General features: G+C 38.1%; 10 protein-coding genes. 7 read left to right on the top strand and 3 right to left on the bottom strand.

Translation table 11 applies throughout. The features are described 5' to 3' along the window. Positions 1 to 2: 2 nt before the first annotated feature. Entirely contained in the window at positions 3 to 1,340 is a 1,338-nt protein-coding gene (locus Q4D72_RS05975) for a dihydroorotase (RefSeq protein ID WP_303076725.1), read from the bottom strand. A gap of 444 nt (positions 1,341 to 1,784) precedes the next feature. Here Q4D72_RS05975 and Q4D72_RS05980 point away from each other — a divergent pair, with 444 nt between their 5' ends. The 6 genes from Q4D72_RS05980 to Q4D72_RS06005 all read left to right on the top strand — a co-directional run bounded on the left by Q4D72_RS05980 (position 1,785) and on the right by Q4D72_RS06005 (position 11,890). Further along, positions 1,785 to 4,886 (top strand): SusC/RagA family TonB-linked outer membrane protein, encoded by a 3,102-nt coding sequence (locus Q4D72_RS05980; protein ID WP_303076727.1) that lies wholly within the window; start codon positions 1,785 to 1,787, stop codon positions 4,884 to 4,886. 13 nt (positions 4,887 to 4,899) lie between these two features. Then, positions 4,900 to 6,558: a SusD/RagB family nutrient-binding outer membrane lipoprotein gene (locus Q4D72_RS05985; protein WP_303076728.1), complete on the top strand. Its 1,659-nt coding sequence runs from the start codon at positions 4,900 to 4,902 to the stop codon at positions 6,556 to 6,558. A gap of 12 nt (positions 6,559 to 6,570) precedes the next feature. Then, the gene (locus Q4D72_RS05990) at positions 6,571 to 7,929 is read left to right on the top strand and encodes a glycoside hydrolase family 18 (RefSeq protein WP_303076729.1); all 1,359 of its coding nucleotides are present in this window, start codon (positions 6,571 to 6,573) and stop codon (positions 7,927 to 7,929) included. A 10-nt stretch (positions 7,930 to 7,939) separates the two neighbouring features. Next, positions 7,940 to 9,226, top strand: a complete 1,287-nt coding sequence (locus Q4D72_RS05995) for a DUF1735 and LamG domain-containing protein (RefSeq protein ID WP_303076731.1) — start codon at positions 7,940 to 7,942, stop codon at positions 9,224 to 9,226. An 11-nt stretch (positions 9,227 to 9,237) separates the two neighbouring features. Further along, complete coding sequence (locus tag Q4D72_RS06000) at positions 9,238 to 10,674, top strand: hypothetical protein (RefSeq protein ID WP_303076734.1); 1,437 nt, start codon at positions 9,238 to 9,240, stop codon at positions 10,672 to 10,674. 352 nt (positions 10,675 to 11,026) lie between these two features. Then, entirely contained in the window at positions 11,027 to 11,890 is an 864-nt protein-coding gene (locus Q4D72_RS06005; protein ID WP_303076736.1) for a sugar-binding protein, read from the top strand. Positions 11,891 to 11,988: 98 nt separating this feature from the next. Here Q4D72_RS06005 and Q4D72_RS06010 read toward each other — a convergent pair whose 3' ends face one another. After that, positions 11,989 to 12,432, bottom strand: a complete 444-nt coding sequence (locus tag Q4D72_RS06010; protein WP_303076738.1) for a hypothetical protein — start codon at positions 12,430 to 12,432, stop codon at positions 11,989 to 11,991. 23 nt (positions 12,433 to 12,455) lie between these two features. Beyond that, positions 12,456 to 13,145, bottom strand: a complete 690-nt coding sequence (locus tag Q4D72_RS06015; RefSeq protein WP_303076740.1) for a TIGR00730 family Rossman fold protein — start codon at positions 13,143 to 13,145, stop codon at positions 12,456 to 12,458. 197 nt (positions 13,146 to 13,342) lie between these two features. Here Q4D72_RS06015 and Q4D72_RS06020 point away from each other — a divergent pair, with 197 nt between their 5' ends. Then, positions 13,343 to 15,460, top strand: coding sequence for a peptidylprolyl isomerase (locus Q4D72_RS06020; RefSeq protein ID WP_303076742.1), 2,118 nt, complete (start codon positions 13,343 to 13,345; stop codon positions 15,458 to 15,460). Positions 15,461 to 15,492 lie beyond the last annotated feature (32 nt).

Genomic DNA, 15,492 nt, shown 5'->3' on the forward strand with positions numbered 1-15,492 from the left:
GTTTAACGATTAAAAAGAATTCGTTTTCCGTATGGTACGGGATTGATTTTTCCGTTGTCAAAAGCCAGATTTCCGTTCACAAAAGTAGCTATTATTTTTGAATGGAAAGTAGTCCCTTCAAAAGGAGACCAGCCGCATTTGTACAAAATGTTGTTTTTGCTCACTTGCCAAGGTGCGTTTAAGTCCGCCAAAACCAAGTCGGCAAAATAGCCTTCGCGGATAAACCCACGGTCTTTCACTTCGAAAAGAATAGCCGGATTGTGGCACATTTTTTCAATTATTTTTTCAATGGAAATTTTTCTATTTCGCACATTTTCAAGCATTGCTACGAGTGAATGTTGCACCAAAGGACCGCCCGAAGGGATTTTTCCGTATGCCGAATTTTGCTTTTCATCAAGTGTGTGCGGGGCATGGTCGGTGGCGATAACGTCCAAGCGGTCATCAAGCAGAGCTGTCCACAATTCGGCTCGGTCAGCAGGGGTTTTCACGGCAGGATTCCACTTGATGAGGCTTCCTTTTTCTTGGTAGTCTTCATCGGAAAACCATAAATGATGCACGCATACTTCGGCAGTTATTTTTTTGTCTTTCAATGGAATAGTATTGTCGAAAAGTGCTGTTTCACGTCCTGTTGAAAGGTGGAAAACGTGCAGTCTTGCGCCCGTTTTCCGAGCTAAATCAACCGCCTTTGATGACGAAATGTAACAGGCTTCACCACTGCGGATTAGCGGGTGCATTTTCATCGGAATGTTTTCGCCGTATTGTTGCGTGTAAATTTCCAAATTTTTGCGAATGGTTTGCTCATCTTCACAATGTGCGGCAATGACCAAATCGATATTTGAAAAAATGGTTTCGATTGTTTTTTCATTGTCTACGAGCATGTTACCGGTGGAAGAGCCTAAAAATAATTTTATTCCCACGCAGGCATTACGGTTGAGTTTTTTGAGTTCTTCGAGGTTGTCATTAGTTCCGCCAAGAAAAAAAGAATAGTTGGCAAAGGCTGTTTTTGAGGCGATTGCAAATTTTTCTTCAAGTAGGTCTAAGGTTGTTGTTTGTGGCAAAGTGTTGGGTTGCTCAAAAAAAGTGGTAACACCACCAGCAACGGCAGCAGCGCTTTCAGTGGCAATGGTTGCTTTATGTGTCAAGCCCGGTTCGCGAAAATGCACTTGGTCATCAATCACGCCCGGAAGCAGGTACTTTCCTTGTCCGTCAATGATTTTATAATTGTGTTGTGCTTGAATTTGAGGAGCAATTTTTGCAATTCGATCATTATCAATAAGTACATCGCCTTGCTGAATGGTATTCTCATTAACAATAAGTACGTTGGTGATGAGTGTTTTCATAAAAATGCGTATTTTGCCACAAAAGTACTTTTTATTTTGCGAAAACCAAAATAAGTGAATGAAATTATATGTTGGTACTGCCGAAAAAGAGTTTTTAAATAAAAAGAAAGTTTTCGCAAAAAAAAAATATCGTCTTGTACTTTATTATAATACAACTCACTACTAATAATTATTGATAATATCCTCTCTTTTTTGTTTTAATAATTTTGTCATTATGTTAATATGTTGTATATTTGTACACTGTTTTTTGAGGATTTTTCAAAAAAAAGAGGTGAAAACGGAATTAAATAAAAAAACGGTGTTTTACAACTTTAAATACTATTGCTTTAAAATGGAAGCTATTAATTTGTAAATTTTTGGATTCGTTTCTGTGGGTTAGCTTGCCCATAGGAGCGTTTTTTTATAATTTTAAAAAATATTAACTAATTAACAACTAATGTAGAGATGGTGAATTTATTAAGAAAATCTGGAGCAAGGAAAGGAAGATGGATACTTCTTGCATTGCTCATCAACGGATTTTGGATGGCATCGGCTTCGAATGGGGTCGAAAATTTGCGTGAGGGCTACGAAGAAATAGTCCAACAACGTACCAAGAAGGTAAGTGGTATGGTTACGGACGCCAATGGTGAACCGCTTCCGGGAGTGAACGTTTTGGTAAAGGGGACTTCTGTTGGGGTGGTTACGGATTTTGACGGAAACTTTGAGATTAACGTTCCGGAAGGGAAGACCGAGTTGGTGTTTTCATACATCGGTTTTAAGGATCAGACTCTTACAGTGACGCAGGCGCGCTCGGGCGTTAAAATTGTTTTACAAGAGGATACACAACAGCTTGACGAAGTGGTAGTAACCGCTTTGGGTATCAAACGCCAAGAAAAAGCGTTGAGTTACAACGTGCAGCAGGTAAAATCTGATGAACTTACCCGTGTGAAAGATGCAAACTTTGTAAACAGTCTTAACGGTAAAGTTGCCGGGGTAAATATCCAACGAAGTGCTGCCGGAGTAGGAGGTGCTACTAAAGTGGTGATGCGGGGCTCTAAATCCCTTGAAGGAAATAACGGGGTGCTTTACGTAATCGACGGGGTGCCAATGTATAACTTCCAAACTCGCGAAGGAGGTGGAGGTGTAGGCACCAAACCAGTCAGTGGAGAAAGTATTTCAGACATTAATCCAGATGATATTGAAAGTATCAACGTACTTACAGGTCCTTCGGCGGCAGCTCTTTACGGTAGTGAGGCAGCTAACGGTGTTATACTTATCAACACTAAAAAAGGTAAAGAAGGGAAAATGGAGGTTACAGCTTCCAGTGGTTTGGAGTTTTTGACTGTTGGTATCCTTCCTGAATTTCAAAATACTTATGGAAGCGTAAGAGGTTCACACAGAAGTTGGGGGGAGAAATTAGAAACTCCTTCGGATTTTAATCCTAAGGGTTTTTTTAACACAGGGACTAATATAAATAATTCTGTTACCCTTTCTACCGGAAATAAACAAAACCAAACTTTTGTGTCTGTTTCTCAGACTGATGCGAAAGGGTTGATTCCATCCAATGCTTATTATCGTTATAATATTGGAGCCAGAAATACATCTTCTTTTTTGGATGATAAATTGCATTTGGATGTAAGTGCAAACTACATTTTGCAAGGAGATAGAAATATGATTACAGGAGGAGGTTACTATAATCCGTTGGTGGCTTTGTATTTGATGCCTCGCAGTATGGATTATCGTGATATCCAAGCGTATGAGAGATATAATCCCGAGCGTGGTATTCACGAAAAATATCAACCCTACGGAGAGAGACCTGGTATAGGAATTGCGTTTTCAGAAAATCCTTATTGGGTAGCTAATAGACAGATATTTTTGTCGAACAAGAAACGTTATATGTTTTCTGCGGCTTTGAAATATGATATATTGGATTGGTTAAATGTTTCAGGACGCGTTCGTATAGACAATACAGATGCTATTTTGGAAGAAAAAATTTATGCAAGTTCAACGTTACTTTTGGCAATATCAAACAAAGGACGCTATGCACACAAAAGTGCTAAGTATGACCAAACTTACGCGGATGTAATCTTCAATATGAATAAGGATTTTGGAGAAAATTTGAATTTGGTAGCTAACGTAGGAGCGAGTTTTAATGACCGTTATGAACACGGAGTTTCAATAGGAGGTCCTTTGTTACACGTTCCTAATTTGTTCTCTGCTCCAAATTTAGATCCTGCACACCCTGGACAAGGACAATCGTATAACCGAAACAGAAATGTAGCTGTTTTTGCAAGTGGAGAATTGGGGTATAAGCGTATGTTGTATTTAACTTTAACAGGACGTAATGACTGGTCTTCTCAATTGGTGAATTCAAAAGAGCCATCTTTCTTTTACCCGTCAGTTGGACTTTCTGCTGTTGTGTCGGAAATGCTTATAATGCCTAAATTTATAAATTACTTTAAGGTGAGAGCTTCATACACCGAAGTAGGTTCTCCTATTAGTAGAACGGGGCTTACACCAGGTACGATTACTCACGGTTTGGGTAATTCCGGAATTCAGGCTCGTTCGGAATATCCTTTCCCTGATTTTAAAGCAGAAAGAACTCGTTCGTGGGAAGCAGGTGTTAATGCTAAATTCTTCAACGGTTTAGGATTTGATTTAACTCTTTATAAATCAAACACATTTAATCAATTTTTTGAGCAAGAATTATCAGCCTCATCGCCATATAGCAAATTTTATTTGCAAGCAGGTAATATTGAAAATCGTGGTATTGAGTTAGGACTTAATTACAATAAAGAGATATTTAAAGGCTTTACTTGGGATTCATCATTTACGTATTCGAGAAACATTAATGAAATTATTGAACTAGTTAACGGCTACACAAATCCATTTACAGGTGCAGATTTGACATTTACTGAATTGTATAAAGGAGGAAATCGTTTAGTTGTAGGAGGAAGTATGGCTGATATTACTACTACAGGTGTACTTCTTCGTGACGCGAATGGAAATTTGATAGAAGAGGGAGCCGATAAGTATAAAGTGGATAAATCACAGATTATTAAGTTAGGGCGTTCTACTCCTGATTTCACAATGGGTTGGAGAAACTCTTTTGATTACAAAGGATTTAATTTAGCTTTTGTGTTTAACGGATACTTCGGAGGTGTGGTTCAGTCTGATACTCAGGCATTTTTAGATGCTTTTGGAGTTTCGAAAGTTTCCGCAGAAGCTCGTGATAATGGAGGTGTTTGGGTTAACGGAAAACAGTATTCTGCTGAAAGATATTACAGAACCATAGGTGATGAGCAATTGGGTGGATATTACACTTATGATGCTACAAACGTTCGTTTGCAAGAAGTTGCTTTGAGTTATAGTCTTGATGGAAAGTTGATAAGTGATAAAATCAAGCGTATCACATTGGGAGTAACGGGAACTAATCTTTGGATGATTTACAACAAAGCTCCTTTTGACCCACAAGTAACCGGAGGTACTGGAACGTATGCTGCAAGAGAGTTTTTCCAAGTTCCGAGTATGAAAACTTATGGGCTTAATGTTAAATTACAATTCTAAATAATAGATAATTATGAAGTTAAGATATATAGAAAGATACAAGGCCATTGCTTTATTGGCTGTATCAGGAGTATTTTTAACCACTTCTTGTGCAAAATTTGAGGAAATTAATACTAATCAATTACTTCCTACCGACAAACACAAGCAGTTAGATGGGTTGGCATCAGGAGGTTTATTTCCGGGGTTGATGCAAAAGGTAATCCCTACGGGTAACGGAGGTACGGATTTTCCTAATACGTATCAGAATGTTATCAATATGACAGGGGATAACTGGATTGGTTACTTTTCACCCGGCGCATATCCTTGGGATGGGGGTTCAAGTTTCCCTAACTATTATGCAACAGATGGTCGTTTAGATGGTGTTTTTGCTTCAATGAGTGACATTATGAACTCGTATTTGCAAGTTAAAGTGGCAACACACAATTTGGAAATTACTCCAGACAAAAAATATGTGTTTCATAAGAAAGATTTGAAGGAACAGGCAATATATTCTGTTGCTCAGATTGTTAAGATTATGGGCTTTCATAGAGCTACGGATATGTTTGGACCTATGCCTTACAGCAAAGTTGAGCCTGGGGTAACTTACGCCCCCTATGATTCACAAGAGGCTATTTACCAGTCTTTTTATGAAGAACTGAAAGAAGCTGTTACAACATTAAATAATTACAAGGCATCTTCTGCAAAAATTATCCAAGATTACGATCCTGTATATCAAGGAAATGTTGAAAATTGGGTTAAATTAGGAAACTCGTTGATGTTACGTTTGGGACTTCGTGTGCGTTTTGCCGATAAAACGTTGGCAACTAACTTCATTACAACGGCTCTTGACCCCAACAACGGAGGCGTAATTACAGAGGTTAAAGATGCGGCCAAATTGGTAAGTAACGGAAAGTACCGATTTTTCCATTCGTTGTATACGCTGTCTGTAACTTATAATGAGGTGAAAATGGGAGCAACTATTCACTCTTTTTTAAAGGGATATAACGATGCTCGAATTGAAAAGTATTTCCATAAAGGGAAAGATGATTTAAAAGAGGATTATCATTCAGTTCGTTTAGGAGTGCGAAACGGTGATTATAAAGGATTTTCTGCCCCTATTGTTGAGGAGAATTCAGCAACATATTGGATGCGCCCCTCTGAAGTCCAGTTTTTATTGGCAGAAGCACGTTTGGCAGGTATTATTACCGAGGGCACAGTGCAGGGTTACTATGAAAATGGGGTAGCACTTTCTTTCCAAGAAGCAGGTGCGTCATTAGGAGATTATTTACGAGTGTCGGCAACTCCGGCAAGTTATACAGATCCTAAAAATGCCCAAAATAATCTTTCTAACGTAAGTACAGTTGATAGAAAGTGGGACGAAGGAGATATTGATGAGGTTAAACTTGAAAAAATTATTACACAGAAATATCTCGCTATATTTCCTGATGGATTAGAAGCGTGGAGTGAATGGAGAAGAACAGGATACCCCAGAATTTTCAAAGAAGTACAAAATTTGAGTAATATTGGGGCTGTTGGGGTTTCTGCAAGTGGTAAAAACGGAGGAATGAGAAGATTTCCTTTCCCACTTAAAGAACATCGATTAAATAAAGACAACGTAGCAGCTGCCAAAGGAATGTTAGGAGGAGTAGATAAGGCTTCTACCAATGTTTGGTGGGATAAGAAATCTAAATAAATTATAGTAATTATGAAAAAATATATAATAGGACTAGCAGTAGCTTCGATAGTTTTGACTTCCTGTGATAAGGATTGGACAAAATCTGAAGCAGACATAGAGAGCTTTGAAAAAATCGCTCTTGAAGATTTGAAAGAAAAAAGAGACCAGTATAAGTGGACAAAAGAAAGTGAAATTACCGGAGAATCAAAAGCGGTTATGGACAAGTATTTTGCCGAACTTACTGAATACAAGAAAAAAGCTTGGCTTAACGGAGGTGACGAAGTTGGGCAAAAACCAATGTTTTATTTTTGGTATGCAGATTGGAATGCTACACCGGGGATTCCTAAATCTTGGTTGCAATCAATTCCTGATTCAGTTACGTGTGTTTCTATTTGGGGTGGTCTTGGGGGAAAACGACCTTCTGAGTTGACTCCGGAGCAGAAAAAGGATATTGAAGTTTTTCATCAGAAAGGAAGTGCTATTTTAATGTGTTGGCAAACCCCTAGTGTGGGTATTGCTTTGCCCGGTAAAAAAGATGGAAGTATAGATGGGTATCGATATTTCCGTGAAAAATATCCTTTTGACACACGTTATGAAAAATGGGCAGAAATTTATGCTCGTGAATTATCACGCTACATTATAGCCCTTGACTTTGATGGTTATGATGTGGATTGGGAAACTTGTGGAGATCATAGAAAAGATTTAACAGAAGAAGAAGCAAAAAAATCTATTCCGTTAATGGTGGATCATCAAAACCCTGATAGTAATATAGCAAAGTTTGTCAGAGAAATGGCTAAATATTTTGGGCCTGTTGGAGCAGAACACACTGTAAAAACACAGCAAGAGCGAGAGCGTAATTTACAGGCTTTGTTTGATGCTGGTACAGCAGGCTTTGATCCCAAAGAGACTGAACTTATTGAAGAACTTAAGCCATTCTTGCCTAAAAACTATCTTACAAAAAGATACTATTTCTGTGCGGACGTGCCTTGCGGTGTTGCGAGAGTTTTTGAAACTGAATTTGAACAACACTTTGATAAGCATTTTATGCAGGATTACACAATCGGAGGAGTAGGAACCCATATTAAACAATTGGGAGGAAAACTTTACAATTCCACCAGTGCAAACTATCAATCAGGAGGTTTTGGTGTAGTTCCGGCCAAAGCAAGAGCTATTAGTAATAAACAAATATGGGGCTTTGGGGCTTATCACGGAGGAACAGATTATGGTAAATCAAGTGATGATCCTCAGTTTCAGGTGTATATGAGTAGTAATGGAGTAAAAAGAAAATACAATCACTATGCTTGGACAAGGGAGGCAATACGCATAGCAGATCCTCGTCCTTCATACTTTAATACCAAAGAGTTTGACCAAGTGATTATAACCCCTTAATATTATGATAATGAAAAAAATAATTTTTAAAACAGCTATGTTGGCTATGTTTGCTGGCATTATGGCTTGTGATACAGAACTTGATACCGTGCCGGGTTATGTGAACGGGAACGTTAGTGGTTCAGCTACTACTAGTGCGGGTGCTTATATGAGTAAAACAAGTGCCACGGTGGTTTTCCCAAAAGAAACTGAAGGAGGAGAAACAATAATTGAACCTCGATTAACGGATATAGCAGCAGCAGATACCAAAATAACTCTTTCGGTTGAGGATTATCTGACAGCATTTAATCAAAATAACAATACTGAGTATCAAATGCTGCCATTGGAAGGGTTTGAGATGTACGAGGAAGCAAATCCTGCTAACAAGATGAGAAACGGAAAACTTACTGTAACCGTTAAAAAAGGAAATTTTTCTTCAAAGGTACGAGTAAAAGTAAATCCACTATTGGAAACCAAGTATCCTATCAGTAATCGATATGCCATACCGGTGCGGATTGCTTCTACTTCGGCTGCTCGTGTTTTAAGTGATGGTAAAGATGCTTTGGTAACGTTTTCGCGTCCGTTCAAAACCTCGGTACTTGAACTTCCACGTGGAAGATCGTTTGTTTTAAAGCTGTCCGATGAGATAAAAGAAAGTTCCGAATTTACTATACAAGCCCAATTTATGTTTCACGACCAATGGACAGAATATGAGCCTAAAACGATTAATATGACTCTGATGAATATGGGATATTATTCACGTGTTTACCCTCACGCTATCCAAATTAAGGATGGATCATCAGATGGAGATGATACGCACGCTAAATATGATATGAAACTTGATACTTGGTATCAAGTGACTTTCACTTTCAAAGATAATGACTTTAAGGTGTATTTGAATGGAGAACTTATTAAAGTATTCCGTAGAGCAAATTTAAGAATTCGTCCTGGTTACGGAATAAGTATTTTAAATCCACAGAATTCGTATTCTACACGTACTCATATTAGAGAATTTAGATTGTGGGATAGAGTGCTATCGGATGCGGAAATTAAGGATAAGCTATATTTGCCTGTAAATCCGGAGAGTGAGGGTTTAGTAGCTTATTTGCCTATGGATAAGAAAAATGTGTTTAAGGATATTTCAAAATATAAGAATGAAGTAAGTCTGAATATTGGTATAGGTCCAAATAGTGGTAACCAGGATCATCCTAGGGATCGCTATGTTAAGGATAATGTAGAAATAGAAGAATTTACACATTCTTGGACGGATAATGTAAAATTTCCATCAAAGGATAATAAATTAGAGATAGAACCTTAAAAATAATAAAGATGAAAAAGATAATATATACACTTTTAAGCGCAGGAGTTTTGTTTTCCTGTGGTAAAGATGAAATTTCCATAGAGAAAAACCTCAATCTTGATTGGGAGGTTGATCAAAAAGTAATCGAAGAAGATATTCGTAGCCGTATTGGTTATGATCCCAATTTTGAGTACGTGTTCTTGCCTAATGGCTATGCGGATATTCCTATGATTTCTTTTTCTACACTAAATATTGTAGAAAATAATGTTCGTGATGTGGAGGCAAAGTTTCTCAAACCGCTTCAAAAAGATTGTAAATTAGTATTGGAATATGATGCAAGTCTTTTTGAGAAAATTAAAGCAACCTTTCCTGATTACGAACTGGGGGAAGCTAGTTTGGTAAAAATTGCCGAACCTGAAAAAAGCCTAACCAAGGATGCTACCGGAACAACTTTTCAAGTAGAAGTAGCAAACAATTCAAGTTTTACCAAAAAACTATTGGTGCCTTTTTCACTCAAAGTAAAAGAAGGAGATAAGATTAAGGTTTTTGAAGAAAATTCCTTCTTTGTTGTGAAAATTCACCCTGAGAATATCAGTTTGGATTTTCCTGCGTCTATCAATATTGATGGCCAGATGAATTATGGGGAAGCCCAATTATCTCCCTACGTGACCGTTAAGGTACAATCTTCAAAACCGATTCCTACCAATGTTAAATTAGGCTTGGTTCGTGACAATACATTGTTACCGGAAGGAAGTACATTGGCTCCTGAAGGAATGGAGGGAGATTTATCTGAAGAAGATTGGGTTGATTTCCAGAATAAAACAGAAGCAGAGTTTCGACTTTATCTTGAAAATACAGAGCAAATAACAGAGGCAGGGACTTATGTTCTCCCTTTGAAGTTGGTAATGTATGATGAGAATAAGCAAGCGTATAAAGTTCCTGAGGAACAAATTTTGTTAAATGTCAGAGTTGTAGAAAAACATAATTTGCAATCTGATCATTCTGAATTGATAGATTTTCGTTGGAAAGGAGTTGACAAAAACTCTATTACGTCTTCTGCTAAAAATGGAACGATTTATGGGTTAAATAGAAGTCACGATGGTTTGTCTCGTACATCTGTTAACATTCCAACTGGGAATAAAAATTTAGAGCTCACCTATGCTTTTGACACGTCTCGAAAGATAAAAGCAATTGTTTTAAGGGTTAATGCTTATAAGAATAGTTATTATTTATCTTCTATCAAAAGTGTTAAGGTTACTTCGATTAAAAACTCCGTTTTTGAATCAAAAACACAGGTTCAAGGGGTAGCCACTTTTGATCCGGAAGGAGGTAATAGCGTTTTAAGAATTATATTTGATAAACCCTTGGAGCAAATAGATGGAATTACGTTGAGTGATTTTATGCCAACAAATGAGAAAGGGTATATTTATTCTCTGTATGAAATAGATTTCTATGAAGAAGAATAATTTCTAAAAGGATAAACTCTTTTTTGAGTAATTTTATTAAAGAAACGGGCCATTCAAAATTTTGAATGGCCCGCTTTCTTATGGATATTGTTTGCATGTGGTAATCTCAACCAAAATAAACCTAAATTTTTCTAAAATTTTAACGACTATTATTTTTTTTGAATTTTAATGAATAATGGCTTGATAGGTGTTTTCTTCTTAAAAATTTAACTATTTAACAGCATTAAATTTGCTCTTACGCTTTATTTTTTTTAATTTTCTTCAATACTTTAACATTTGCCTGTTTGCAAAAGAAATCGTAAATTTGCCCCAAGAAATTAACTTATTATTAACTCTTTAATACGAATGAATTATGTTGAGGATTTTATTTATGCTAAGTTTGGTAGTATCCGTATTTAATGTTTCCGTTGCACAAGTGGGCACGCCCGAAAAGCCATTGAGCAGACTGGAAGACTACCAATTAAGAGGAAAGGTCAAAACGTATAAATTAACACCCTATCACGTGCTTGACTCTTTCGGAATTATCAGAAAAGACAAAAAACCCACTTTTTGGAAAGGTGACATCCTTTCAATGTTTGACAATAAAGGCTACAAAGTGGAAAGTGAAGTTTACAACCGCTTAGGCAAACTTCAAAACAAAATCATTTACAAATACGATGACAAAAACCGCCGCTTATCACGTGATGTTTACGGTGAAAACGGACTTATTAAACACAAATACGTATATGTATATGATGAAAACGGACACAAAACAGCTTATCAATGTTACAGTGACCGTGGCGAAATAATGGAATCGTGGTTGTACAGCAATGACAACAGAGGGCGTGAAACCGAAGTGATTCATCAAACGCCAAAACGCTCGCCCGAAATGCGAAAATACACCTATAAATATGACAATGCGGGTAAACTCATTGAGCTGACAAAATTTGCCAAAAACAATATGCCCGAAATCACTTGGAAATACAATTACGACAAAAGAGGGCAAGTAGTCGTATTGTACACATACAAAGGAGATAAATTATTCCGTAGGAAAACAACTAGTTATGACGCGTATAGTAACCCCGTAAAATCAATGGAATACGACGGGAACGGGCGTTTCATCGAGGAAACTGACTACGAATACCAATTCGATAACCACGGAAATTGGATACAACGTGTTGATTACGTGAATAGTTTTCCGAAAATTATGTACGAACGAGAAATTACATATTATTAATTTAGTTATTGCACATAGATTTTGTTTGTGAGATTCACTTAAAAAAACCTCATTCGGCGATGGCTGAATGAGGTTTTTGATTGGATAATACGAGGTTTTTACTCGCCGGTGATTTTCTTTTTAGAAACATCCATTACGGGAACCAATCCTTCCGAAGGCATATAAATAATCTGCGGAAGATTGCCCTTATCTGCCAATTTTTCAAGCGTACGAATAAATAAATATTGGTTGTACACCGAGTTGAGCGTTCCGTTTTCGATTTTCATTGCCTCTGCCATTCCGCGTGCGCGTTCAATTTCGGCTTGAGCGTTGAGTTTTTCGGCTTCGAGGCGGGCTTTTGCTTCTTCAATAAGAATTTTGCGGTTTTGTTCGGCTTTTGTCATTTCGGCTTTTCCTGCCATTTCTTGTTGCCAAACGTTGTAAACCGGCAAACCAAACATCATCACAACGATAACGATAACTGCCACGCTCACAATGCCCGCAATGGCTGAAATTGATAATTTCCCTTTCATAAATTGAGCTGATTTTTTGTTGTTTTTCATTTACAAATCATTCTGACGGAATGTTAAAAATTAGGTCGGAGGTTGTATTTTAAATAGAATTTTTCAATAATATCGATAACCTCATCGGCCGTGTCCACCACTTTGAAAAGGGACATATCCTCGGGCGAAATATTTTGAAATTCGTCCAAAAGTGTTTTCTGAAACCAATCTACCAATCCTTTCCAAAATTCGCTTCCCACCAAAATAATCGGAAATTTATCGATTTTTTGGGTTTGAATCAGGGTGATGGCTTCAAAAAGTTCGTCCATCGTTCCGAAACCGCCCGGCATCACCACAAAAGCCTGTGAGTATTTGATAAACATTACTTTACGGGCGAAAAAATAGTCAAAATTTAGGTTTTTATCGCGGTCAATATACGGATTGTCGTGCTGCTCAAATGGCAAATCAATGTTCAGCCCCACTGACGAGCCGTGCCCCTGATGTGCCCCTTTGTTGCCGGCTTCCATAATGCCGGGTCCGCCACCAGTAATCACGCCAAAGCCCGATTCAACGACTTTTTCGGCAATTTCCACCGCCAAATTGTAATATTTACTATCGGGTTTGGTACGTGCCGACCCAAAAATCGACACACACGGACCTATTTCACTGAGTTTTTCGTATCCGTTTACAAACTCGCCCATTATTTTGAAAATCGACCAAGAGTCATTGGTTTTTATCTCATTCCAAACCTTTGAATGTTGTTTTTTTGACATTATTTACTGATTTTATGAATTAATAATAATGCAAAACTATATTTTTTTTCTGAAAAAAGCAAGTGTGGTTCATCAACTGAAAACGGACAAACAAGGGGGATTGTGAAATTTTCTTTCAAAGATATTTTTATTATTGCCCAGAAAGTATTATTTTCGCCCACTAAATTAAAATTACTAATTAATATAGATAACGAAAGATGGCAGTTCTTGAAAAAATTAGAAATCGCACCGTATTTCTCATCGCAATTATTGGTTTAGCCTTATTTGCGTTTATCATTTCGGACTTTATCGGTTCCGGAAGATTCAGTAACTCAAACCCTACCGAAATGGGAACGGTTAATGGTGAAGACGTTTCAATTGATGCTTTCCGCTACCAAGTGGAAGCTACCGTGCAAAATTCAAACGGGCAGGCAAGCACCATTGAAGCAGCAAAATACGTTTGGGAACAAAACGTGCGAAGCATTTTATTGAAGCAACAATTTGAAAAATTAGGTTTAAGCGTTGAAAAAGACCAAATTTTGTCGGTTTTGGCAAAAAGTCCGTTGGCGCAAAGCCCTGAATTTACCAATGAGTTTGGCGTGTTTGATCCGTCAAAATTCGTAAATTATCTGGCAACACTCAAAGCCAACAACCCGCAGGCTTACCAACAATGGAAAGCGCAAGAAGATGCCTTAATTGAAAGTGCCAAACAACAAATGTACTTCGGGTTAATTCGCGCCGGATTGGGGGTTACCAATGCCGAAGCCGAAATCGCCTATCACCAAGAGCAAGACAAGGCAGACATCAAGTTCGTAACCCTGCCGTATAGTTCCATCGCTGACAGTACCATTACCGTGAGTGACAGCGAAATAAAATCATACATCAGCAAACACGAAAAGCAATTCAAGCAAGAAGCATTTCGAAACATTCAATACATCGTTGTGAACGAAAAAGCCTCTGATGCTGATGTTCAAGCAAGTAAAGATGCTTTGAATAAGTTGCTTGCTCCTGAAATTGTGTTCAATGCGCAAACAAACGCCAATGACACCATCGCAGGATTTGCAACCACAAACCGCGTAAGAGAGTTCGTCGATAAACATTCCGATACGCCTTATGATTCATTATTCGTTACAAAGTCTGAATTATCAGGTGTTTACGCCGATACGTTGTTTACCTTGCCCATCGGAAAAGTATTTGGTCCGTATGAAGAAGGGGGCGTTTTAAAACTTTCGCGAATGATTGCCAAAGAAGCTAACGGCGCCGTAAAAGCAAGTCATATTTTGATTCCGTATGCCGGAAGTCAGGCTGCCGCTCAAAATGTTACACGCACCAAAGAAGAGGCGCAAACCAAAGCACAAGAAATTTTAGCTTTGGCACGTGCCGCTGATGCTGATTTTGCTGCCTTGGCAAGAGAAAATTCAGAAGAACCCGGTGCAGCTTACAGCGCAGGTGATTTAGGTTTCTTCACCAAAGGGCGAATGGTAAAACCTTTTGAAGAGTTTGTTTTCGGTAACCCAACCGGAACTATTGACATTGTTGAAACGGATTTCGGTATTCACGTGGTAAAAATTACCGATAAAGCCGATGCTGTACAAATCGCCAATATCACTCGCAAAATTGAACCATCGGAAGCAACTGTAAATGAATTGTTTTCAAAAGTATCAAAATTTGAAATCGACGCCTTAGCCGATGTGAAAAACTTTGGTGAAGTGGCTAAAAAATCAGATTTATCCGTTTTACGTGCCGATAACTTAAAGAAAAACGATGAGTACATCATCGGTTTGGGTAACAACCGCGCCATCGTGCAGTGGCTTTTCCAAGAAGATACCAAAGTGGGCGATATTCGTAAGTTTACCTACGGCGGAAACTACGTAGTGGCGCAACTTACCAAGAAAGCCGAAGCGGGTATTAGCTCTGTGCAAGATGCCGCTCCGTTTGTAAAACCAATTTTAATCCGTCAGAAAAAAGCCGAAATCCTTGCCGAAAAAGCAAAAGGAGGTTCGTTAGATGCTGTTGCTTCTGCCAATAAAACCGAAGTAAAAACCGCTACCGGACTTACGATGAATAACCCGACCATTATCGGGGAGGGGCGTGAACCCAAAGTAGTCGGAACGGCTTTTGCACTAAAACAAGGTCAAGTTTCAAAACCTATTGAAGGTGAGAATGGTGTGTACGTAGTTGAGGTTACTTCGGCTGTTAAAGCTCCTGCAATGAATGATTACAAATCGTATGGCAAAACCTTAGAAACCTTAAAATTGAGCCGCGCTTCCGAAGAGGTGTTTAACGCACTGAAAAATTCAGCCGACATCAAAGAAAATTTGAGTTTATTCTACTAAAATATATGTTTTAAACAGAAAAAAGGAAGGCG

It is taken from the genome of Capnocytophaga sp. (assembly GCF_030532915.1).
Classification (GTDB): domain Bacteria; phylum Bacteroidota; class Bacteroidia; order Flavobacteriales; family Flavobacteriaceae; genus Capnocytophaga.